Genomic DNA, 21,739 nt, shown 5'->3' on the forward strand with positions numbered 1-21,739 from the left:
TAGGAATAGGAGAGACACTTATGAAAGTCAAAATCAATCGCCATGCAGCGAAAGCATTGAAGAAAATGTTGGAAGGGCCAGAAGCAGAAGGGAAATTGTTCCGTGTGTATGTAACCAATATGCATGGTGACCATGCCCATTATGATTTAATGCTTGATACCCCAACAGAGCATGATGAAGTGGTTAAAACAGATAAGGACGTTGATTTAATCCTCGATACTCGAGATGAATATCTAGATGGAGTTTGGATTCAAATGTTCCATGTTCCAAAAGAGGAATGGCTGATTACCAATCCATCAAAAGGCGATCATCATCACCATCATTAAATATAGAAACAATAAATGAATTCCACCTGACGTTATTCCAGGTGGAATTTTTGATTGTAATTTTCAAAATATTTTCATATAATCCAATTACTTACTAAAGGCTGTGTTTAAATTGGGCACCTTGAACACAGCCTAACTAAAAAGGAGATCTGCGATGATTCGACGTTTCTTTTCCTATTACAAACCGCATAAAAAGCTTTTTATTCTTGATTTTAGCAGCGCGGTTGTTGTTGCGGTTTTAGAATTAGCCTTTCCGCTAGCAGTATCATGGTTTATTGATGAATTGCTGCCGGGGGGAGATTGGCAAACCATTGTGACAGTTAGTATTGCGCTTTTGACTGTTTACGTACTTAGTACCTTCTTGCAGTTTGTTGTGAATTATTGGGGTCATAAGCTTGGGATTAATATTGAAACCGATATGAGGCAAGAACTCTTTGAGCACGTCCAAAAACAGTCTTTCCGCTTTTTTGACAATACAAAGACAGGACATATTATGAGTAGGATTACCAATGACCTTTTTGACCTCGGTGAACTTGCACACCATGGACCTGAAGATGTTTTCATTGCCGGGATGACGTTTATCGGTGCATTCTGGATTATGTTGACGATAAATGTGAAACTAGCACTTGTTGCAGTTTTGATTCTCCCTTTTTTAGCATTATTAGTGGTAGTTTGTAATTTAAAGATGAATAAAGCTTGGAGCCATATGTACACTAGCATTGCAGATGTAAATGCGCGAGTGGAAGATAGTGTATCAGGAAGCCGTGTGGTTCAATCATTTACAAATGAAGATTTTGAGATTGCAAGATTTCGAAAAAATAATCATAAATACCGAAATGCAAAACTAGTTGGATATCGCGTGATGTCTTTCAGTTTATCTGGTATTTATATGATGACAAGGTTAATTACCATTATTGTACTTGTTTATGGAGCATGGCTAAGCTTTACAGGGCAGCTTTCATATGGGGAGCTCGTCGGATTTGTCCTCTATGTAAATGTTCTCTTTAAACCAATTGATAAAATTAGTGCGATTATGGAATTGTATCCTAAAGGAATGGCTGGATTTAAACGTTTTATGGAAATTATCGACTCCGAGCCAGAGGTAAAAGATACGGATAGTGCCATTGAAATAGCTTCACTTAATGGTCATATTGTCTTTAAAGATGTTTCCTTTAGTTATGATCAGCAAAAATCAGTACTTGAAGGTATTAACCTAAACATCCATGCAGGTGAGACGATTGCGTTTGTTGGTCCATCAGGAGCAGGTAAAACCACGATTTGTTCTTTGATCCCTAGGTTTTATGATGTGAGCAATGGCAGTATTATGATTGATGGATTCGATATCCGTAATACAACAAAAAAATCACTCCGCTCTCAAATCGGAATTGTTCAACAAGATGTCTTTCTGTTTACGGGAACTATTCGAGAAAATATCGCCTATGGAAAGCGGAATGCTACAGATAAGGAAATAATAGAGGCTGCAAAACGTGCGCATCTTGAGAAATTTATTCAATCACTGCCTGATGGTTATGAAACAGAAATTGGTGAAAGGGGATTAAAGCTATCCGGCGGTCAAAAGCAAAGATTAGCGATTGCAAGGATGTTTTTGAAAAATCCACCTATATTAATTTTAGATGAGGCTACATCTGCACTCGATACTGAAACAGAAATGGTCATCCAAGAAGCTTTAAACGAACTTGCAAAAAACCGAACAACACTGATTATTGCTCATAGACTTGCAACCATTCGGAATGCTGACCGAATTATTGTCGTGACGGAAGAAGGAATTGCCGAGGAAGGCGGTCATGATGAGTTAATTGAACAAGGTGGTATTTTTGCAAATCTTCATCGTGTCCAATACCAGCAATAACTTTTTTTGGAAAATCTCTACGAAGTACGTGGGGATTTTTCCTATTTTGTGAGAAAATGGATAGTCTATTAAGGTAATGGTTTTAAAGGAGTGATTACTAATGGAAAATTATAAAAGTGATAATGAGATAAAATTAATTGCACTCGATATGGATGGTACACTGCTTAATGATGAACACGAAATTTCAGAGGCAAACCGACAGGCGATTTCGGTAGTACAGGAAAAAGGTATTCATGTAGTCCTCAGTACTGGCCGATCTCTAAGAAAATGCGAAAAACATGCGGATTCACTTGCGTTGACCTCTTATTTAGTAACCGTAAACGGAAGTGAAATTTGGGATGATAAAAGAGGTTTAGTGGAGAGAAATCTTTTGAAAACAGAGTCTATTCAATGGATGCTAGAGCTTACTGATAAGCATAAGATAAGATTTTGGGCGATAAACACAAATCGAAACTGGTTTGATGAAATGCCGGAAGATATTCATGCTGAGGAATGGTTGAAATTTGGTTTTAACATAAAAGATGAACCAACAAGGGATAAAATTCTTAAGGAGCTAGAAGCAAGAGGAGAGTTTGAATTAAGTAACTCGACTCCAACAAATATTGAAGTAAACCCAGTTGGGATTAATAAGGCAAAAGGACTGGCTTTAGTCTGTGATCGCCTTGGAATACATATGAAGAATGTTATGGCCGTAGGTGACAGTCTAAATGATTTAGCAATGATTGAAGAGGCTGGCTTAGGTATTGCAATGGGAAATGCTCAGGAAATGGTAAAACAAGCAGCATCTTGGGTCACCACAACCAATAATGAAGATGGTGTCGCTGTGGCAATCCGTAAATGGGTGCTTTAGTACTATCCTTTACGGACACATAAACATTATACTGAATAGAAATTTTTATTTTCATGAATTAAAATTGACTCTTTTGAGAAATACTTATAACCAAGAGAGATTGTTTAAAAACAATTCCTCTTGGTTATAATAATCTGGCAAGACTATATTGCAATTTCATGTAATTGTTACATGCTAGGAGGAGCTACAAAGATGGAAAATGGTAAAGTAAAATGGTTTAACGGTGAAAAAGGCTTTGGATTTATTGAGCGTGACGGAGGAGACGACGTATTCGTTCATTTCTCTGCAATTCAAGGCGAAGGCTACAAAACGTTAGATGAAGGTCAAGAAGTAACGTTTGAAATCGAAAATGGACAACGTGGTCCACAAGCGGTTAACGTTCGTAAAGCATAATTAACCTTCAAACTCAAAAACAGACTCCAATTGTGAGTCTGTTTTTTTATTGTGCTGATTTTTTATTATGTAATGAGAGCCAGAGAACGGCAAAAAGAAGAGAGAGAGAGGTCACACATAGAAGAGAGTCCTTTATAATAAAAAAACCTCTACAATAAGTAGAGGTTCAATATGTGATAAGTAAAATGGTTATTTATAGTATGGGGTTAATTTAGAAAATTCATACATAAGGGTAGTTCATTTTACCTATTAGGTAGACTTTGAATTCAATATTTCCTGCACTCTGCCAACCTGTCCATCCGTTAACCTAACTTTTATCCCATGGGGATGAGTGCTGGAATTTGTTAAAATATCCTTCACTACACCCCTCGTAAGTTTACCGGTTCTTTGATCAGCCTTAAGTACAATATTTACCTCGATACCGGCAGTGATGTCTTTTCTATTTTGTCCGTTCATTAAACACCCATTTTTCTACGAGTATTACTTACTTTTTTCGTTTGTTGACTTTTCATTTTCTGGCTATTTTGAAGACCGCCTTGGCTGTTATTCGCTGCTGCAGCTTTGTTCTTCTTATTGGCTAACTGCTGCTTCATAGCTTCCTGCAAACTCATTTTCTTTTTTGGTTCTTCATTTTGATTTGTTTGATTGTTTTCTGACATTAGAAAATCCTCCTGAAAAAATATGAACTAGATACTTACAGTATAAGCTATTTTTTCTTAAATTAACAATTTAATGAGAGAAAGAAACTCTGGTTTAATACACAGAATATTCTTTTCTTTATATTGTTTCGTAAGTTTGTTGATTAAATAAAAGCTATTTTATAATTATTATAATTTAGTATTAATTTTTATAAAATTTTAATTATAATGTAGTTGGTAATTAAATAGTTTACGTGGTGATTAAATGAGTACCGATAAAATACATTTAACAACAAGTTACGGAGCACCAGTTGGAGATAATCAAAATTCGATGACTGCGGGTTCTCGCGGACCAATATTAATCCAGGATGTGCATTTACTTGAAAAACTGGCACATTTTAACCGTGAGCGTGTACCTGAAAGGGTTGTTCATGCGAAAGGTGCTGGAGCCCATGGATATTTTGAAGTCACCAATGATATGTCAAAATACACAAAAGCAAAACTATTTAATGGGGTTAATAAGCGAACACCTATGTTCATTCGATTCTCAACTGTAGCTGGAGAATTAGGTTCAGCTGATACTGTACGTGATCCACGAGGCTTTGCTGTAAAGTTGTATACCGAGGAAGGTAATTACGATTTAGTAGGAAACAATACTCCGATTTTCTTTATCAGAGATGCTATTAAATTTCCTGACTTCATCCATACACAAAAAAGAGACCCGCGTACACATTTGAAGAATCCAAATGCGGTTTGGGATTTTTGGTCATTATCACCAGAATCATTACACCAAGTAACGTACTTAATGGGAGACCGTGGTATACCAGCAACCCTTCGTCATATGATTGGTTATGGAAGTCATACCTTTAAATGGGTAAATGCAGAAGGTGAAGCTGTTTGGTGAAATACCACTTTAAAACAGAGCAAGGCGTTAAAAATATGTCAAACGATGTAGCTGCTAAGCTTGCTGGTGAAAATCCAGATTATCATACAGAAGATTTATTTAATGCGATTGAAAAAGTCGACTTCCCTAAATGGAGGCTATATGTACAAATTATGCCTTTAGAAGACGCGAATACTTATCGCTTCGATCCATTTGATGTAACCAAAATTTGGTCACATAAGGATTACCCATTAATTGAAGTAGGTCAAATGCTGTTAAATCGTAATCCGGAAAACTATTTTACAGAAGTAGAGCAGGCAACCTTCTCACCTGGAACGCTGGTTCCTGGTATTGAGCCTTCTCCAGATAAGATGCTTCAGGGGCGTTTATTTGCTTATTCGGATGCACATCGCTATCGTGTGGGTGCAAATCACAATCTACTGCCTATTAACACTCCAAAGGTAGTAGTAAACAACTATCAACGTGATGGTCAAATGCGAACTGACCATAATGGGGGCGGTTCAGTATACTATGAACCTAACAGCTTTGGCGGTCCAACAGAAGCACCTCAAACGAAAACAACTGCATTCCCTGTTTCTGGTGTTGCTGAAAGTGTTGCCTATGACCACAGCGATCACTATACACAAGCTGGCGACCTTTACCGGTTAATGTCTGAGAACGAGCGGGCTCGTTTAATTGAAACGGTGGTAGGAGCAATGAAGCCTGTTGAGAGAGATGATATTAAACTTCGTCAGATTCAACATTTCTATAAAGCAGATGCAGAGTATGGAGAGCGAGTAGCCAAAGGAATAGGCTTGGCCATTCCTCAGGAAGTAAAATAAAATATCGAAATAACAAAAAGGCTGTTCATTTTGGACAGTCCTTTTGTTATTTTTAGATTAATTAATAAAATATCGCTAAATTTCGACACCTTTTTTAACACCCTCATATTAAAGTAGTGCATAAGAGAAAAGGGAGATAGACTTAAATGAATAACAAAACAGCTATTGTAACCGGTACCTCAAGCGGATTTGGATTAAGTACTTCTGTAGAGTTAGCACGAAAGGGATTTACTGTTATTGCTGCCATGAGAAACTGCAATAAAAGCAGTGAGCTTTTGCAGCGAGCAAGGAAGTATGGAGTTGAATCCAAAATCATCGTTCATGAATTGGATGTTACTAATGAAGGGTCAATCAAGGCCTTTCAAACATGGATAAATGAGGAGTTTAGAAGAGTAGACGTATTGATTAATAATGCTGGATATGCAGGCGCTGGGTTTGTGGAAGAAGTATCGATGGATGAATATCGACAACAATTTGAAACGAATGTATTCGGAGTTTTCGCCGTTACCAAGGCCATTTTGCCTTTAATGAGGATGCAAAAACAGGGGTGTATTATCAATATTAGCAGTATTAGCGGGAAAGTAGCTTTTCCTGGTCTTTCACCCTATGCTGCCTCAAAGCATGCCATCGAGGGCTGGAGTGAGAGTCTCCGCTTAGAAATGCAGACATTTGGTGTGAAGGTGGTATTGATTGAACCTGGTTCCTACAAAACCAATATCTGGTCAACAGGTAAACAGGTTGCAGAAGAATCATTAAAATCTCACTCTCCATATCAGGATTATATGCAAAGCATTGAAAAATATATTGCAGAAGGGGAAAACAGTTTTGGCGACCCCGAGGATGTGGCAAGAAAAATAGCTAAGATTGCAACAATGGGAAACCCTGATTTTAGGTACCCAATTGGCCGTGGAGTTAAAGCTACAATCTTATTGAAAAATTTTTTACCATGGGGACTTTGGGAAAAAATAATCCTAAGTAAATTGTTTATAAAATAGAGCAGCTTAGTTCTTATTATTCGATGTTGTCGTTTTTAGGAAGGAATTTTAGGAGTAAAGTGAGAATAGTAGATATATAAGCAACAAAAAGAGGAGTGATAGGATTGGAAATTCAAGTACTTGAAAAAGAAGAAATAAAGGTAATTGGAATTTCACGGAGTGGCACTTATTCTCAAATGTACAACATACCAGATTTATTTAATGAAATGAAAGAAAGGTTAGAGGAGGTACCTAATCAAACAAATGATGCAATCTTAATCGCGCCCTTTCATAGCAGAGAAACAGAATTCACCTATTATGTAACGACACCAGTCGAAAAGGTAGAAAATGTCCCTGATGGTATGGTCGGATTTACCATTCCCCGTAAGAATTATGTTTATTCTTCCTATAAAGGAAGTCTTGAAGAATTAGAAAATACATACAGGCAAATGTTAGTTTGGATGCAAGAGTATGGGTATGAGTTAGACAATCATGCCTTGAGCTTAAAAGTACTTAAAGAAAATGAATTTGATAGTGAAGGCAGCATGCATTTTGAACTTTATCTGCCTGTGAAAAGCTATAAGGATACCTATTAAAGACTGAATTTTTGGGAGAAGATTTTGTCTTCTCTTTCTTTTTTTTAGCATTTCTCATTATTATTATGTATACTAATAGTAATCATATTGAATATTCCTTCGGGGTCAGGTGCAAATCCTAACCGGCGGTGATGAAGCATAGCTTCTTAGTCCGTGACCCGGTTAACAATTGTTAAGCGGTGGATCTGGTGCAAATCCAGAGCCGACAGTTAAAGTCTGGATGGGAGAAGGGAAAAAATCCGGTTTAGCCAAGGGAGTAGTTTACCCTTTTTTAAGCTCTATTTTCTTATTGCCTTTTCCAAGGACCCTGAAGTGTTTTATCTCTTCAGGGTCCTTTTTTATTCTTTTATGAGTGTTAGGAAAGAAGTATTTTTTCAAGGATTTGCAAAAAATAGGTAAGGAGGTCAAAGCTATGTTTACCGGTATTATTGAAGAATTAGGAGTAGTAGTCAATATCCAGCGAAGCGGTGAATCATTTGTTCTAACAATTGATGCAAAAAAAATTCTTAAGGATGTTCATCTTGGAGACAGTATCTCGGTAAACGGAGTTTGCCTGACTGTCACCAGCTTTTCTGGCAATCAGTTTACAGTAGATGTTATGCCTGAGACCGTGAAAGCATCCAGTTTACAATCCCTGAAACGTGGGGCCAAAGTGAATCTCGAAAGAGCGATGGCAGCAGGAGGCAGGTTTGGAGGTCATTTTGTTTCAGGTCATATTGATGGAACTGGCGTAATTAAAAGTAAAAAACAAGTTGAAAATGCAATTTATTACGAAATTGAAGCCTCTCCTGAAATATTAAGGTATGTAATCGAAAGAGGTTCAATTGCCGTTGACGGGACAAGCTTGACTGTATTTGGAGTTACAAATGAAACATTTACTTTATCACTCATCCCCCATACATTATCTGAGAGTATTATTGGTCTTAAGGAATCAGGTGATATTGTCAATTTAGAATGCGATATGATTGGAAAGTATGTTGGACATTTTTTAACGAGCAGTCAAAATAATAGTAAAAATAAGAGTCCATCCGGTATTAGCGCGAGTTTTTTAGAAGAGAATGGTTTTCTATAGTTACATAAAAATCGTTTTAGAAAGGGGAGATTAGCATTGTTTGATAATATGGAAGAAGCATTGAATGATTTAAAAGAAGGCAAAGTCATCATTGTATGTGATGACGAGGATCGAGAAAATGAAGGTGATTTTATCTCCTTGGCTGAAAAAGCTACACCTGAGGTAATCAATCTAATGGCTACGCATGGAAGAGGATTAATCTGCGTTCCGATTGATGAAGAGTTAGCACAGAAATTAGAGCTTTTTCCAATGGTCGCAGTAAATACAGACGTACATGGTACGGCCTTTACCGTCAGTATTGACCATAAATATTCAACCACAGGAATTTCTGCCTTTGAGCGCTCCGCAACAGTATTAAGCATGCTTGACCCGGAATCAAAGCCTTCTGATTTCAAGCGGCCAGGTCATATTTTTCCTTTAGTGGCCAAAAAAGGCGGAGTTTTGAGGAGAACAGGTCACACTGAGGCGGCAGTAGATTTGGCAAGATTATGCGGGTCTATGCCTGCAGGAGTCATTTGTGAAATCATGAATGAAGATGGCACAATGGCACGTGTACCGGAGTTGCGGAAAATTGCCGATGAGCTTAATGTGAAGATGATCACCATTAAAGATTTAATTGAATACCGCAATAAAAAAGACAAGCTAGTTAAACGAGAAGTGGAAATAAATTTACCAACGGAATTTGGTGATTTTAAGGCCGCAGGGTATTCAAACGTTATTGATGGAAAAGAACATTTAGCATTAATAAAAGGTGAAATAAATTCTGAGAATCCTATCCTTGTTCGTGTGCATTCAGAGTGTTTAACAGGCGATGTTTTTGGGTCTTACCAATGTCAGTGCAGACCACAGTTACATGCAGCATTAACACAAATTGAACAGGAAGGAAATGGTGTGCTCCTATATATACGTCAGGGAGGCAGTGGTTTACTTGATAAATTGCGGGAGGATAGTCATAACACCTTCGAGGGAAATGAAAAGAATGGGGTTGGAGATGAGCTAAGGGAATTTGGCATTGGTGCCCAAATTTTAAAAGATTTAGGGATTAGAAAAATGAAGTTGTTAACCAATAACCCACGAAAAATCAAAGGCATTAAGGGATATGATCTTGAAATCGTTGAAACCGTTCCATTGCAAATGGAATTACACGAGGAAAAGGTAAAATAAAAAACTAAAAAATATATGGAGGTATTAACATGGGTAATTTTTATGAAGGTAATTTAGTAGGCTCAGGTTTAAAGATTGGAATTGTTGTGGGGCGTTTTAACGAATTTATTACCAGCAAATTGCTGAGCGGTGCACAGGATGCACTAAAAAGACATGGTGTTAGTGAATCAGATGTAGACATCGCTTGGGTGCCAGGAGCATTTGAAATTCCGCTTATTGCTCAAAAAATGGCAAAAAGTAAAAAGTATGATGCTGTTATTACATTAGGTACCGTTATTCGCGGTTCCACTCCACATTTTGACTATGTATGTAATGAAGTAGCCAAGGGCGTTTCAAAAATTAATCTCGATAGCGGCATCCCTGTTATTTTTGGAGTTTTAACAACAGATTCGATTGAACAAGCAATTGAGCGTGCAGGAACAAAGGCTGGAAATAAAGGATGGGATGTAGCGACTGGTGCCATTGAAATGGCTAATTTAATCCGAAATATGGAATAATAAGATCCTTTTTGAAGAAATTTGTGAAAAATGATACATTTGAATTTTTATTCGATATAATAGGTCTATCATAAAAATATTTAAAGAATAGGTGCTTAAATCTTTTTCTTAAAGATTTTTAGCTTAAAAGGGAAGTTTGGTTAAATGCCAACGCGGTCCCGCCACTGTAAATGGGAGCAATCTACAATATGTCACTGTCAAATTGATGGGAAGACGTAGGAAGCTATGACCATGAGCCAGGAAACCTGCCTAATTCTTGTGCCCCAAAAAACCTACGAGGATAGGGAGGTGTGGACGACTAGAATCATTTATTATAATGGAATCTAATCAACTAACATCTCTACGTTATCGTAGAGATGTTTTTTATTATTTGGCGGCAGTTATTTTATGATTTATATATTGACTCAAAGTCATTTAGGGGGAAGAAAAATGAAAAAATTATCATCATTATTACTTATTCTTTTGTTAACAATAGGTGCTTTAGCTGCATGTGGTGAACAGAAAGAACCTGTAAAGGATGAAGGAAACAGCAGTACTGAGCAAAAAGGAGAAGAAACAGCCTTTCCAGTAACCATTAAAGATGCATTAGATAATGAGGTTACAATTGAGGAAAAACCGGAAAAAATCGTTTCTGTGATTCCGAGTAATACAGAGATTGCTTTTGCACTAGGACTTGGTGACGAAGTTGTTGGAGTATCTAATTATGATAACTATCCTGAAGAAGTAGCATCAAAAGAGAAAATCGGCGATATGGAACTAAACATCGAAAAAATTATTTCTTTACAGCCCAATCTTGTATTGGCACATGAATCAACTGCTAATAATGGGAAAGAAGGACTCCAACAGCTTAGAGATGCTGGAATTGCCGTTTTAATCATTAATGATGCCCTTAATTTTGAACAAGTGTATGATACGATCAACATGATTGGAAAAGCAACTGGTGAAACAAAAGCCGCTGAAGAATTAGTTAAAGGTATGCAGGATAAATTAGCTGAAATAAAAGCCAAGGCGGGCGAAATAAAGGAAAAGAAAAAGGTGTTTGTTGAAGTGTCCCCTGCTCCGGAAGTGTTTACAACCGGAAAAAACACATTTATGGATGAAATGATCAGTTTGATTAATGCTGAAAATATTGCAAACGATCAAGAAGGATGGGTTAAAATGGATCAAGAATCAATCATTGATCGAAACCCGGATGTCATCATTACTACATATGGTTTTTATACTGAAAATGCTACAGAATTAGTGTTAGGTAGACAAGGCTGGGAAAATGTCAATGCGATTAAGAATAAGCAAGTTATCGATGTAGATTCTGACACTGTAACACGTTCAGGTCCAAGGATTGTTGAAGGAGTAGAGGAACTTGCAAAGGCTGTCTATCCGGAAGTTTTTAAATAATAAAGTATTAGCCTATTTGATAGCAGGGAGCTTCCTGCTCCTTTCAATTTTATTAGGTATTTCGATAGGAACCGTTTCGGTTCCTATCTTTACCATTATCCAAATCATAATGTCTAAGCTATTTGGCTTTATTTCACTAGATCAAATTGACCCCATGTTTTCTAGTATCGTTTTAAACATTCGTTTACCACGAGTTATATTGGCTGGTTTAGTAGGAGCATCTCTCGCCATTGCAGGAGCAGCCTTTCAAGGTCTATTAAGGAATCCATTAGCGGATCCCTATACGTTAGGCGTATCATCAGGTGCGTCCGTCGGGGCGGTACTCACTTTGTTTTTTAACCTATCAATCCCTATAATCGGAAGCTTTACGCTGCCATTACTCAGCATTTTGTTTTCATGGGTTACGATTTTTTTGGTACTGGCTTTCGCCCGAAAAATTGAACGCTCGATGAGAGTGGAAACGATTATCTTAACGGGAATCATCTTTAGTTCCTTTCTCGGTGCCATTATTTCACTCATGATTGCCTTAACTGGTGATGAGCTTAGGCAAATTATTGGCTGGCTCTTGGGAAGTGTATCGATGAGAGGCTGGGAATACATAAAAATTATTACACCTTTTTTTGTACTAGGATCAGTCATACTTATTTTTAATGCAAAAGAATTAAATGCCATGTCCTTCGGTGAAGAACGAGCCCACCATTTAGGGGTAAACGTTCAAAAGAGAAAATTGATGATCCTGACTGCAGGATCGATTTTGACAGGAGCTGCAGTTGCGGTTTCAGGAACGATTGGTTTTGTGGGGCTGGTGATTCCACATCTTTCTCGATTATTATGGGGTCCCGATCATAGGCACCTGCTTCCACTATCAATCATTACGGGAAGTGGATTTTTAATTGTAGCAGATTTAATCTCAAGAACAATTATTTCCCCAACTGAGCTGCCGATTGGAGTCATAACGGCTTTATTTGGTGCCCCGGTATTTGCGTTAATTCTGTTACAGAGAAAAAGAACGGAAAGAAGTGGATAAAGGATGCTTAGGGTTCAAGATGTTTCAGGCGGTTATTCAGATGAATCTGTACTCAAGGATATTTCCTTTGAAGTTCAAACAGGTGAGTTATTCGGGATATTGGGACCTAATGGAAGCGGCAAGACGACCTTGTTAAAAATGATTAGTGGAATCCTGCCGATTGCTAGAGGTGATATTTTTATTAAAGAGAAAAGGCTTCAGGAATATAATTCTAAACAACTTGCACAAATCGTAGCGGTTTTATCACAACATTCACAGCAATCCTTTTCCTATACCGTTAAAGAAACCGTTTCACTTGGCCGTTATGCCCATCAATCAGGCTGGTTTCAGACCTGGGGAGAAATGGATGAAAGTATCGTACAGCGTGTAATGAAGCAGACGGGTATCGCTTCCTTCCAAAATAAAAGTATTCAAGAGTTATCCGGTGGTGAAAAACAAAGGGTATTTCTGGCGCAAGCTCTTGCTCAAGAACCCGAAATTCTTCTTTTAGATGAACCAACGAACCACTTAGATTTATCTTATCAAAAGGAATTACTGGATTTATTAAAACACTGGACGACAGAAACGGGTTTGACAGTCCTTTCAATCTTTCATGATTTAAATCTTGCAGGCTTATATTGTGATCGATTGCTACTGCTTGAAAACGGAAGTATTAATATCAACCATATCCCGAATGAAGTGCTAAGGGAAGAAAGAATACGAGACGTCTATCATACTGAAATTAAGAAGCATCCCCATCCAAGAGTAGCAGCTCCTCAAATGGTGTTATTACCCAAAGAGAAGCAGGAAAAGAAAAAAATACAAATCGATGAAAGGATGCTGCGAAGGACCAATGAGTTTATCGAGTTAAAAGCACCTTCACATTTAAGGACGATGTCTTCTGGGGTTATTGGATCGGGAACAGGCTGGCATCATACATTTGTTAATCGACATGTTGATAAGGACTATAACTGCAGTGATCATCGCAAGGAAATGGCAGACTTTTTAAAAGAAAAGGGCTTTGAACCTTCTGAAACAGTAGGAATGATGACAGCAGTCATCCTTGAAGATGTTTCCTTTAAGCACATCGAAGGGACTGGTTTTTCTGTCTTTGTTCTCGTAACTGCGGGTGTTGGTAACGCCATAGACTGTTCCAAAAGTGAACAGCATACCTTTGATCAGGTGCCTGGCACCATCAATACCTGGATTTTCGTTAATGGTGAGTTAACGGAGGAAGCATTTATTCAATCTATTATGACTGCTACAGAAGCAAAGGCGAAAGCACTACATGATTTAAGCGTTATCGATGGAGTGACAGGCACCATTGCTACTGGTACTTCGACGGATAGTATTTTAATTGCTGCTACCCAGACTGGCGAGCTTTTGGAATATGCGGGTACCATTACTCCTTTAGGAAAACTCATTGGAAAAGCCGTATACGAGTGCACGGCTGAGGGTATTCGAAAATCTCAAAAAAGGAAATTCGTATGATTGCCTATCATTTGATTGCCATAACCATTGCATATTTCATTGATAAGCTAGTAGGAGATCCCCCTCATTGGCCACATCCTGTTAGATGGATAGGATCGTTGATTTCATTCTTCGAAAAACGCTTAAATCATGGAAAAAGTAAAAGATTAAAAGGGGTCGCAATGCTCCTTTTTGTTTTATTGATAGCATTCTTGATAGTAAAGGTATTTGTAGTAATTAGTTATAGGATTCATCCAATTGCTGGTATTATCGTTGAAAGTATTATTATTGCAACAACAATTGCCCAAAAAAGTTTAAAAGAAGCTTCGCTTGATGTCTATGGCCCCTTAGAAAAAGGGGACTTAGCAGCGGCAAGAATAAAACTATCTTACATTGTCGGAAGAGATACAGAAACATTAAATGAAGGTGAAATTGCACGCGGAGCAATCGAGACGGTGGCTGAAAATACGAGTGACGGGGTGACAGCACCGTTGTTTTGGGCCCTAATTGGGGGAGCGCCGCTGGCAATGGTTTATCGTGCAACGAATACCTGCGATTCGATGGTAGGATATGTGAATGATAGATATAAAGATTTCGGCTGGGCTTCTGCTAAATGGGATGATGTAATGAATTGGATTCCAAGCAGAGTTACCGGAATCCTTATGCTAATCGGGACAAAGCCTAACAAAATGGAGTATCGACGGGCGTGGATGATATTGTTCAGAGATGCCAAGAAGCATCCGAGTCCAAACAGCGGCTGGGGTGAAGCAGCGGTGGCTGCCATTTTAGGGATTCAGCTTGGCGGTATTAATTATTACAAAGGAATACTTTCAAATCGGGCAAAGATGGGGGAGCCTCTTCACCCCATTCAAGCAGGTCATATTTTATTAGCTAATAGAATCTTAGATAAAACAGTCTTTTTATTTTTGCTGTTTTTATGGATAGGAGGGATGATTCTTGAAATGGCCTTCACATGGATCAAATCCGCAGCACCTTTTTAAGTCAATGGGACTTGCGCTCCCCGAAAAGTATATAGATTTTAGTGCAAATATTAATCCTATAGGCCCGCCTCCCCTGCTAAAAGAGAAATGGAATGATTTTTATCAGGAAATTACCGTGTATCCTGACCCATTTGCCGAAAAACTTAAGAGCCGGATCGTAGAAAGTGAACAAATTTCTGATGATACCATCTTAATTGGAAATGGCGGAGCGGAACTCATTACCCTTGTGGCAAGGTTCCTTCAAGGAAAAAAGGTAATAGTGGTGGAACCAACTTTTTCTGAATATGAAAAGGCTTGTCGGGCTAATCATTGTGAGATTCAGTATCATCAATTAAAAGAGCCAAATTTTGTGCTAAGTATGGATGAGCTACGCCCAAGTTTACCGAGTGCAGATGCTTTATTCTTATGTAATCCAAATAATCCAACTGGTATTCAATATTCTGTATCAAGGGTACTTTCAATTATTGAGGAATGTGAAAAACAAAAATGCTTCGTGATTTTAGATGAAGCTTTCTATGATTTTTTAATAGATTATCACTCCTTTATCCCTTACATAAATAGGTTCTCGAATTTAATCATCATCCGTTCAATGACAAAAATGTTTGCAATTCCTGGACTCCGGTTAGGATATTTGGCTGCAACCCCAGATATTATTGTTAAACTTAGCACATTGCAGCCACATTGGAGTATCAATACCATTGCCTTATTGGCGGGAGAACTTTGCCTGCAAAATAAAGATTTTATTAATAAGACTCGAAGTTATATAAGGGAAGAACGGGAGCGGTTATTTACTTTTTTTAATAAGAATAATTTTGAGATTACTCCTTCCCAAGTTAATTTTTATTTGTTACGAGATCCCTTTCTCAAGGATCAGTTTAGCTTATTTGAATTTCTTTTACACCAAGGGATTATTCCTCGCCATACGTTTAATTTTCCAGGGTTGGAAGGAAATTGGCTTCGCTTTGCGATAAAAAGTAAGGAAGAAAATAGTAAATTAATGGAGGTGTTGCTGGAATGGCGGCAGCTTCATTAATCTTTATTTCTGGCGGGGTTAGGAGCGGGAAAAGCAGCTTTGCAGAAAAAATAGCACTAGAGCTCGCAAAGGAAAATGGTGGTCAATTAAAATATTTGGCAACAGGTGTGGCTTCCGACCAAGAAATGAAGGAACGAATTGCAAAGCACCAGAGTGACCGAGAGATAGGAAAGTTCCGATGGAGAACGATTGAACAGTCACTAAATATCGGGGAGATTGCTCAATTATTTAACGATGAAGATATTATTCTTCTTGATTGTGTTACGACCCTCTTAAATAATGAACTGTTTTTTGCAAACCACAAATGGGATGAGTCTTTTTTGACAAAGGTAATGGAAACGATCATAACAGGGATAAATGACATACGTGACAGAGCAAAAGTTTTAATTGTTGTTAGTAATGAAGTTTTCCATGAGTCAATGGTCGAAAATGAACTGGTATTTTCATATGGACGAATTCTTGGGAAGATTCATCAGCAATTGGTGAAGACCGCTGATCAAGCATTTTTAGTTGAAGCGGGAATAGCGATCAACATGAAGGGAGTTAGGATATGAAAGGAGTTATGATTCAAGGAACCGCATCCGATGTTGGGAAAAGCCTCATTGTGACCGCGCTCTGCCGGATGTTTGCCAATGATGGAGTAAAAGTAGTTCCCTTCAAATCTCAAAATATGTCCAACAACTCGTATGTGACAAAAGACGGAAAAGAGATTGGCAGGGCACAAGGGATCCAGGCGGAAGCCGCGAAAATTGAGGCAACAGTATGGATGAATCCGATATTATTAAAGCCCCGCTCGAATCAGGATTCTGAGATTGTGTATTTAGGTAAGTCGTTGAAAACTCTTTCTGGAAGAGGGTATCGGGATAATTTTTACGAAAAGGGTCTTGCTGTAATTAAGAAGTCTCTTGAACACCTAGTGAGCGAATACGAACTAGTGGTAATAGAAGGAGCAGGAAGCCCGGTTGAAATCAATCTCAAGGATCGAGAGCTTGTAAATATGAAGGTGGCCGAGCTGGCGGATGTTCCTGTAATACTGGTAGCGGATATTGACAGAGGCGGAGTTTTTGCGAGTATTGTTGGCACTCTTGAGCTTCTGGAACCAGAGGAAAGGCAGAGAGTTGCTGGCGTTATCATTAATAAATTCCGCGGAGATATCAGCTTATTTGAAGATGGCATTCACTGGTTGGAAAAGAAAACCGGTATTCCCGTTTTAGGTGTTCTGCCATATGTAGAGAATCATATGATCGATGGAGAAGATTCCTTGTCATTAAACAATCAATTTTCCAGCAGGAAAAAGGGGAATTTGGATGTTGCTGTAATCCATCTTCCGTTTGTTTCGAACTATAGTGATCTGGAACCATTTGTATATGAAGAGGATGTGTCGATTCGCTGGGTCAATCATGCTTCTGAATTTGGAAATCCCGACGCAGTAATTATTCCAGGGACAAAGAGTACAATCAATGATTTGAATACTCTAATAGATAAACAATTAGATATTTTGATTCAAAAACATATAGAAAATGGCGGTTATGTTATAGGTATTTGTGGCGGATATCAAATTCTTGGTGAAGAGATCATCGATGAAACTGGTTCGGATACAGGAATACGGAACAGCATGGTGAAAGGATTGGGATGTATTCCAGGAAGAACCATTTTTTATGATGAAAAAGAAACGGTAAGAGCTACAGGAGTTTACCACGAAAATACAGGATTGATCCCAAAAGGAAAGCTAGAAGGGTTTGAAATTCATTTAGGAAAAACGGTTTTACATCAGCAGCGGTGTTCATTTTTGGCACTTGATAACGGAAAAGAAGAAGGTTTTTACGGCAAGAATGGACAAATTATTGGCACGTATCTTCATCATCTTTTTCATAATGACGAATGGAGAAATCATTGGTTAAACATGATTCGAAAAAGCAAAGGCTTGCACTGTAAAGAAACCATTTATATAAGTGATTACAAAGATAAAAGATATGATGAAATTGCAGACCAAATGAAAGCACATTTAAATTTTGAGAAACTAATTAACATCATCAATAAGTGGTCTTCGAAATGAGAAAATTTCTAAAGGGTTTCTTAATCGACCTGCAATTTTTTACTGCTATTCCAGTACGTTTTGAATTACCGATAGATAAGCCTCATCTAAAAAGTGCCGTTCAAGCATTCCCTTTATTAGGACTGCTTCAAGGGGGCATATATGCTTCGCTATATTTTCTATTGCTAGAATATACGCCTTTTTCCAACCTTGCTATCGCGTTCTTGCTTTGGTTAATGACGATTCTTTTAACAGGAGGAATCCACTTGGATGGCTGGATGGATGCAAGCGATGCTTATTTTTCATACGGCGATCAGCCGAAAAGGCTCGAGATTATGAAGGACCCAAGAACTGGTGCATTTGGTGTAATCTCGGTTATTGTATTGCTGAGCAGTCGGTTTCTCTTTATTTATGAGATTACCGGAAATGTTCAAATAGTATCATACATGATGATTGCTGCCATCCCGTTTTTGAGTAAAAGTGTCATGGGTGTCCTGCTGTTGACCGTGAAGTCTGCTAAAAATGAAGGATTAGGTGCTTTATTCCAAAGAGCCGCAACCAAAAAGGTATTATGGATATATCCAATTTATATTACTATCTTTCTTGCTCTCATGACATTGGTTGATCATGGATTCTTTCTTGTTTTCGCATTGACCGTGATAGCCTGTGCTAGTTTACTATTATGTCGTAGAAAAGCTGTAAGCTGGTTCGGTGGAATTACGGGTGATGTTTTAGGTGCTGCCGTTGAAGGGACTGAATTATTTCTATGGATGACAATGTGGTTATTGCATTATTTCGCCATGGCCTAACAGAGGAGAATAAACGGAAAGCCTATTTAGGATGGAACGATTCTCCTTTATGTACAGAGTCTGCGAATCTGAGCACGAGCAGCAGGTACGATCTCTATTTTTCGAGTGATTTGCAAAGATGTATAACGACAGCAAGTCTCCTTTTTCCAAATAACAATTTGAATCTGTTACCACATTTACGAGAAATGAATTTTGGTCTATGGGAAGGAAACACCTATCAAGACTTAAAAAAACTCCCTCATTATCAACGATGGCTTTCGGATCCTGTATCTTATTGTCCGCCAGGGGGAGAATCATTTCAGGAATTCACGCATAGGGTTCAAAATGGATGGGACAAGATGACGGAAGAAATTATTTCTAGAAAAGTTGGAACATGTGCCATTATTACGCATGGTGGGGTTATTAGATATTTATTATCTGAATTTGCACCTAAACCTAGTGACTTTTGGTCGTGGCAGGTACCACATCACCATGGATTTGAACTTGTTTTTAAAAGAGAAGCATTAAGGAGGGGTATTCGTTGCACTTTATTACAGGAGGTTCATTTAACGGCAAAAGAGCATGGGTGAAGAAAACATACGGATTAACTGGAGCCTGGATCTCAGCCTATCAGGACGCTCCTCTGACAGAAGACTTTAACCATATTAATAGTGATTTACTAGTTTTAGAAGGAATCGAAATTTGGATAAAAGAGTTAACCAAAACATATGATTCATACAGAAGCAGGGAAATTTGGATTCAAATCATAACCAATTGGCTTTTCTGGGAAAAAGCAGAGCCCGAGCGAAAACTAGTGGTAATTGGGACGGATATCACAAAAGGAATTGTCCCGATAGAGGGAGTAAATAGATTATGGCGTGATGTCACAGGATGGGTCTACCAAGATTTTTCTGCAATGGCGGATAAAGTGGATGTCATTTGGTATGGATTAAATCAAACAATCAAATAAACGGGGGATGAGAAGCAATGAAACTTTATACAAGAACGGGCGATAAAGGAAAAACTAGTATTATTGGAGGAAGAGTAGACAAGGATGATATTCGAGTGGAAGCTTACGGAACAGTAGATGAAGTAAATTGTTTTGTAGGGCAGGTTATGACTGAACTAGATGAGGTAACTTTTAAGGATGTCTTAGCAGATCTTGAGAAAATTCAGCATGAATTATTTGATTGTGGCGGGGATCTTGCCAATATTTCCGATAAAGTTGAGTTTAAGCTGGAGAAAGAGACCATTGACTATTTAGAGCAGAAAATCGATGAATACATTCAAGAAGCTCCGGAGCTCGAAAGATTTATTTTGCCTGGTGGAACAAAGCCGTCGGCTTCAATTCATATTGCCAGAACGGTGACAAGAAGAGCAGAGAGATTAGTTGTATCCTTAATGAAAAACGACGAGAAAACACCTGAATTAGCATTAAAATATTTAAATCGTCTTTCAGACTATTTCTTTGCCTTAGCAAGAGTGGTAAATTATCGACTCAACGTAAAAGACGTAGAATATGTTCGAAGTGCAAAAGTATTCAGGGATGGGAAACGTAAAGATGAAAAGTAGAATGCTCATATTGCTGGCATTGTTTTCAGCTTTATCTGCAGTTGGGGCTGCAATTAAAATTCCGGCAATCGTAGGCAGTGTAGCTTTTGATGTATTTCCAGCTTTACTGGCTGCTGCCTTGTTAGGGGGTGGAGCAGGTGCCATTGTTGGTGCGTTAGGGCATTTGTTATCTGCCTTAATCGCAGGTTTTCCATTAGGACCGATGCATGTATTGATTACAATCGAAATGGCCCTTCTTGTCTTTATTTTTGGTGTTCTTTATAAAAAGAATAAAAAAGGCACTGCTAGTATACTATTTATCCTTATGAATGCATTTGCTGCACCATTGCCGTTTATATTTATCATGAATAAAGCATTTTATGTTGCATTAGTTCCTTCATTATTAATTGGATCAATCATCAATACAGTCATCGCTTTAGTGGCAATTCCACGACTCAAAGCTTTAGTTAAACAAGATTTGATTGAAAAAGATGTGAAAATATGAGGGATACCATTACCATTCCGTTAAATAGTAAAGAGTCGATAATTATGGCAAGTGATAATAGCGGTAGCATTGGAATGAAAGCAGAGGATCATGTACAGGTTTCATACGAAACGGTTGCATATTACTCATTTAGAGTAGCAGCAATGGAATGCATCGCATCAGGAGGAGAGCCGTTTTCAGTGGTTCTTCATAATTTTTGTGGAGATGATTCATGGAGTGAACTCGTAAATGGAGTTCAAAAAGGATTGGCAGAATTGAACCTAGGGAATATACCTATCACTGGCAGTACAGAGAGTAATTTTCAACTAAAACAATCTGCGGTTGGTTTAGTAGTACTAGGTAAGAAGCCTTTTGATAAAATAACAGAGAAGATTTTTTCAAATGATCTTAAATTTGCCGTAATCGGTAAGCCTCTTGTTGGGAATGAAGTGATTGAACATGCACACGAGATTGTACCTTTATCGACTTTCCGGAAAGTCTCTAACCTCCAAGATATTATGGTTTGGCCCGTCGGTTCAAAAGGAATCTTAGCAGAGTTCAATCAGATGTTTCCTTCAAACGAATTTACAAAGGAAATGCTTGGAGCGGATCTTGATGTATTAAAATCATCTGGACCAGCAACCTGCTTTATTATTGCCTTTGAACAAAATCAAGAAGAGGCTATAAAAAAAATAGCAGCAGCGTTTTACCATTCCATAACTGTTAATTGAACTACCCCTCCTTAACACCCTTACGGGTTGTTTGAAGAAGGGGATTCCTAAGAACACCAGTGTATCCACCAGTTATGGATTAGGCGATCCCCACAGTACCTGCGGTTAGAAGTCTTAATGCTTCATTTTTAAGATTGATT

At 38.1% G+C, this 21,739-nt stretch carries 24 protein-coding genes, 1 pseudogene and 2 riboswitches; of the genes and pseudogenes, 23 read left to right on the forward strand and 2 right to left on the reverse strand.

Translation table 11 applies throughout. The features are described from left to right. Positions 1 to 20: 20 nt before the first annotated feature. The 4 genes from CHI06_RS11790 to CHI06_RS11805 all read left to right on the forward strand — a co-directional run bounded on the left by CHI06_RS11790 (position 21) and on the right by CHI06_RS11805 (position 3,439). A complete protein-coding gene (locus CHI06_RS11790; protein WP_095248751.1) occupies positions 21 to 326 on the forward strand; it encodes a heme biosynthesis protein HemY in 306 nt (101 codons plus the stop codon). A 154-nt stretch (positions 327 to 480) separates the two neighbouring features. Beyond that, positions 481 to 2,196, forward strand: a complete 1,716-nt coding sequence (locus CHI06_RS11795; RefSeq protein WP_095248752.1) for an ABC transporter ATP-binding protein — start codon at positions 481 to 483, stop codon at positions 2,194 to 2,196. A gap of 100 nt (positions 2,197 to 2,296) precedes the next feature. Next, positions 2,297 to 3,046 (forward strand): Cof-type HAD-IIB family hydrolase, encoded by a 750-nt coding sequence (locus CHI06_RS11800; RefSeq protein WP_095248753.1) that lies wholly within the window; start codon positions 2,297 to 2,299, stop codon positions 3,044 to 3,046. Positions 3,047 to 3,238: 192 nt separating this feature from the next. Then, positions 3,239 to 3,439 carry a cold-shock protein gene (locus CHI06_RS11805; RefSeq protein WP_095248754.1) on the forward strand — a complete coding sequence of 67 codons (201 nt, stop codon included), beginning with the start codon at positions 3,239 to 3,241 and terminating at the stop codon, positions 3,437 to 3,439. A gap of 249 nt (positions 3,440 to 3,688) precedes the next feature. On the opposite strand, the gene CHI06_RS11810 is transcribed toward CHI06_RS11805, so the two are convergent. Then, positions 3,689 to 3,895: a YwbE family protein gene (locus CHI06_RS11810; protein ID WP_095248755.1), complete on the reverse strand. Its 207-nt coding sequence runs from the start codon at positions 3,893 to 3,895 to the stop codon at positions 3,689 to 3,691. Further along, positions 3,895 to 4,098, reverse strand: coding sequence for a hypothetical protein (locus CHI06_RS11815; RefSeq protein WP_095248756.1), 204 nt, complete (start codon positions 4,096 to 4,098; stop codon positions 3,895 to 3,897). Before CHI06_RS11815 ends, CHI06_RS11810 begins: the two co-directional genes overlap by 1 nt. Before the next feature lie 244 nt (positions 4,099 to 4,342). On the opposite strand from CHI06_RS11815, the pseudogene katA reads away from it, so the two are divergent. From katA to CHI06_RS11910, 19 genes and pseudogenes are all read left to right on the forward strand, one after another. Then, positions 4,343 to 5,802, forward strand: a pseudogene (gene katA, locus CHI06_RS11820) (catalase KatA). A 146-nt stretch (positions 5,803 to 5,948) separates the two neighbouring features. Beyond that, entirely contained in the window at positions 5,949 to 6,797 is an 849-nt protein-coding gene (locus CHI06_RS11825; protein ID WP_095248757.1) for an oxidoreductase, read from the forward strand. Positions 6,798 to 6,901: 104 nt separating this feature from the next. Then, entirely contained in the window at positions 6,902 to 7,372 is a 471-nt protein-coding gene (locus CHI06_RS11830; protein ID WP_179292606.1) for a GyrI-like domain-containing protein, read from the forward strand. Positions 7,373 to 7,463: 91 nt separating this feature from the next. Next, a riboswitch (FMN riboswitch) is annotated at positions 7,464 to 7,608 on the forward strand. Positions 7,609 to 7,784: 176 nt separating this feature from the next. Further along, positions 7,785 to 8,444 carry a riboflavin synthase gene (gene ribE, locus CHI06_RS11835; RefSeq protein WP_095248759.1) on the forward strand — a complete coding sequence of 220 codons (660 nt, stop codon included), beginning with the start codon at positions 7,785 to 7,787 and terminating at the stop codon, positions 8,442 to 8,444. 36 nt (positions 8,445 to 8,480) lie between these two features. After that, entirely contained in the window at positions 8,481 to 9,608 is a 1,128-nt protein-coding gene (gene ribB, locus CHI06_RS11840; RefSeq protein ID WP_095248760.1) for a 3,4-dihydroxy-2-butanone-4-phosphate synthase, read from the forward strand. 29 nt (positions 9,609 to 9,637) lie between these two features. Then, positions 9,638 to 10,105, forward strand: a complete 468-nt coding sequence (ribH, locus tag CHI06_RS11845) for a 6,7-dimethyl-8-ribityllumazine synthase (RefSeq protein ID WP_095248761.1) — start codon at positions 9,638 to 9,640, stop codon at positions 10,103 to 10,105. Positions 10,106 to 10,177: 72 nt separating this feature from the next. Further along, positions 10,178 to 10,372, forward strand: a riboswitch (cobalamin riboswitch). A 162-nt stretch (positions 10,373 to 10,534) separates the two neighbouring features. Continuing rightward, positions 10,535 to 11,500: an ABC transporter substrate-binding protein gene (locus CHI06_RS11850; RefSeq protein WP_095248762.1), complete on the forward strand. Its 966-nt coding sequence runs from the start codon at positions 10,535 to 10,537 to the stop codon at positions 11,498 to 11,500. Beyond that, complete coding sequence (locus CHI06_RS11855; RefSeq protein WP_095248763.1) at positions 11,466 to 12,527, forward strand: FecCD family ABC transporter permease; 1,062 nt, start codon at positions 11,466 to 11,468, stop codon at positions 12,525 to 12,527. The genes CHI06_RS11850 and CHI06_RS11855 overlap by 35 nt, the downstream gene beginning before the upstream one ends. A gap of 3 nt (positions 12,528 to 12,530) precedes the next feature. Further along, a complete protein-coding gene (locus CHI06_RS11860; protein WP_095248764.1) occupies positions 12,531 to 13,997 on the forward strand; it encodes an adenosylcobinamide amidohydrolase in 1,467 nt (488 codons plus the stop codon). Then, positions 13,994 to 14,977, forward strand: a complete 984-nt coding sequence (gene cbiB / locus CHI06_RS11865) for an adenosylcobinamide-phosphate synthase CbiB (protein ID WP_095248765.1) — start codon at positions 13,994 to 13,996, stop codon at positions 14,975 to 14,977. The genes CHI06_RS11860 and cbiB overlap by 4 nt, the downstream gene beginning before the upstream one ends. Further along, a complete protein-coding gene (gene cobD, locus CHI06_RS11870; RefSeq protein ID WP_095248766.1) occupies positions 14,934 to 16,010 on the forward strand; it encodes a threonine-phosphate decarboxylase CobD in 1,077 nt (358 codons plus the stop codon). The genes cbiB and cobD overlap by 44 nt, the downstream gene beginning before the upstream one ends. Beyond that, positions 15,992 to 16,564: a bifunctional adenosylcobinamide kinase/adenosylcobinamide-phosphate guanylyltransferase gene (locus CHI06_RS11875; protein ID WP_095248767.1), complete on the forward strand. Its 573-nt coding sequence runs from the start codon at positions 15,992 to 15,994 to the stop codon at positions 16,562 to 16,564. Before cobD ends, CHI06_RS11875 begins: the two co-directional genes overlap by 19 nt. After that, positions 16,561 to 18,066, forward strand: a complete 1,506-nt coding sequence (locus CHI06_RS11880) for a cobyric acid synthase (RefSeq protein ID WP_095248768.1) — start codon at positions 16,561 to 16,563, stop codon at positions 18,064 to 18,066. Before CHI06_RS11875 ends, CHI06_RS11880 begins: the two co-directional genes overlap by 4 nt. Continuing rightward, entirely contained in the window at positions 18,063 to 18,854 is a 792-nt protein-coding gene (gene cobS, locus CHI06_RS11885; protein WP_095248769.1) for an adenosylcobinamide-GDP ribazoletransferase, read from the forward strand. The genes CHI06_RS11880 and cobS overlap by 4 nt, the downstream gene beginning before the upstream one ends. Beyond that, entirely contained in the window at positions 18,824 to 19,423 is a 600-nt protein-coding gene (locus tag CHI06_RS11890; protein WP_257009256.1) for a histidine phosphatase family protein, read from the forward strand. The genes cobS and CHI06_RS11890 overlap by 31 nt, the downstream gene beginning before the upstream one ends. Beyond that, on the forward strand, positions 19,375 to 19,803 hold the full coding sequence (locus tag CHI06_RS11895) for a bifunctional adenosylcobinamide kinase/adenosylcobinamide-phosphate guanylyltransferase (RefSeq protein ID WP_095248771.1): 429 nt from the start codon (positions 19,375 to 19,377) through the stop codon (positions 19,801 to 19,803). Before CHI06_RS11890 ends, CHI06_RS11895 begins: the two co-directional genes overlap by 49 nt. Before the next feature lie 17 nt (positions 19,804 to 19,820). Beyond that, positions 19,821 to 20,405, forward strand: a complete 585-nt coding sequence (locus CHI06_RS11900) for a cob(I)yrinic acid a,c-diamide adenosyltransferase (RefSeq protein ID WP_095248772.1) — start codon at positions 19,821 to 19,823, stop codon at positions 20,403 to 20,405. Next, positions 20,395 to 20,889, forward strand: coding sequence for an ECF transporter S component (locus CHI06_RS11905; RefSeq protein ID WP_095248773.1), 495 nt, complete (start codon positions 20,395 to 20,397; stop codon positions 20,887 to 20,889). Before CHI06_RS11900 ends, CHI06_RS11905 begins: the two co-directional genes overlap by 11 nt. Next, positions 20,886 to 21,599 (forward strand): ATP-binding protein, encoded by a 714-nt coding sequence (locus CHI06_RS11910; protein WP_095248774.1) that lies wholly within the window; start codon positions 20,886 to 20,888, stop codon positions 21,597 to 21,599. The genes CHI06_RS11905 and CHI06_RS11910 overlap by 4 nt, the downstream gene beginning before the upstream one ends. Positions 21,600 to 21,739: the final 140 nt, after the last annotated feature.

The sequence above is a fragment of the Bacillus sp. 7884-1 genome (assembly GCF_002272245.1).
In the GTDB taxonomy this organism is placed as follows: domain Bacteria; phylum Bacillota; class Bacilli; order Bacillales; family Cytobacillaceae; genus Neobacillus.

Bases quoted from the DNA above. Each gene is read 5' to 3' on its own strand.
- CHI06_RS11900 (WP_095248772.1), top strand. From the start codon at position 19,821: ATGAAACTTTATACAAGAACGGGCGATAAAGGAAAAACTAGTATTATT.
- CHI06_RS11875 (WP_095248767.1), top strand. From the start codon at position 15,992: ATGGCGGCAGCTTCATTAATCTTTATTTCTGGCGGGGTTAGGAGCGGG.
- CHI06_RS11800 (WP_095248753.1), top strand. From the start codon at position 2,297: ATGGAAAATTATAAAAGTGATAATGAGATAAAATTAATTGCACTCGAT.
- CHI06_RS11810 (WP_095248755.1), bottom strand. From the start codon at position 3,895: ATGAACGGACAAAATAGAAAAGACATCACTGCCGGTATCGAGGTAAAT.
- CHI06_RS11805 (WP_095248754.1), top strand. From the start codon at position 3,239: ATGGAAAATGGTAAAGTAAAATGGTTTAACGGTGAAAAAGGCTTTGGA.
- CHI06_RS11815 (WP_095248756.1), bottom strand. From the start codon at position 4,098: ATGTCAGAAAACAATCAAACAAATCAAAATGAAGAACCAAAAAAGAAA.
- CHI06_RS11795 (WP_095248752.1), top strand. From the start codon at position 481: ATGATTCGACGTTTCTTTTCCTATTACAAACCGCATAAAAAGCTTTTT.
- CHI06_RS11880 (WP_095248768.1), top strand. From the start codon at position 16,561: ATGAAAGGAGTTATGATTCAAGGAACCGCATCCGATGTTGGGAAAAGC.
- CHI06_RS11790 (WP_095248751.1), top strand. From the start codon at position 21: ATGAAAGTCAAAATCAATCGCCATGCAGCGAAAGCATTGAAGAAAATG.
- CHI06_RS11850 (WP_095248762.1), top strand. From the start codon at position 10,535: ATGAAAAAATTATCATCATTATTACTTATTCTTTTGTTAACAATAGGT.
- ribE (WP_095248759.1), top strand. From the start codon at position 7,785: ATGTTTACCGGTATTATTGAAGAATTAGGAGTAGTAGTCAATATCCAG.
- cobS (WP_095248769.1), top strand. From the start codon at position 18,063: ATGAGAAAATTTCTAAAGGGTTTCTTAATCGACCTGCAATTTTTTACT.
- cbiB (WP_095248765.1), top strand. From the start codon at position 13,994: ATGATTGCCTATCATTTGATTGCCATAACCATTGCATATTTCATTGAT.
- CHI06_RS11905 (WP_095248773.1), top strand. From the start codon at position 20,395: ATGAAAAGTAGAATGCTCATATTGCTGGCATTGTTTTCAGCTTTATCT.
- CHI06_RS11860 (WP_095248764.1), top strand. From the start codon at position 12,531: ATGCTTAGGGTTCAAGATGTTTCAGGCGGTTATTCAGATGAATCTGTA.
- CHI06_RS11910 (WP_095248774.1), top strand. From the start codon at position 20,886: ATGAGGGATACCATTACCATTCCGTTAAATAGTAAAGAGTCGATAATT.
- CHI06_RS11825 (WP_095248757.1), top strand. From the start codon at position 5,949: ATGAATAACAAAACAGCTATTGTAACCGGTACCTCAAGCGGATTTGGA.
- ribH (WP_095248761.1), top strand. From the start codon at position 9,638: ATGGGTAATTTTTATGAAGGTAATTTAGTAGGCTCAGGTTTAAAGATT.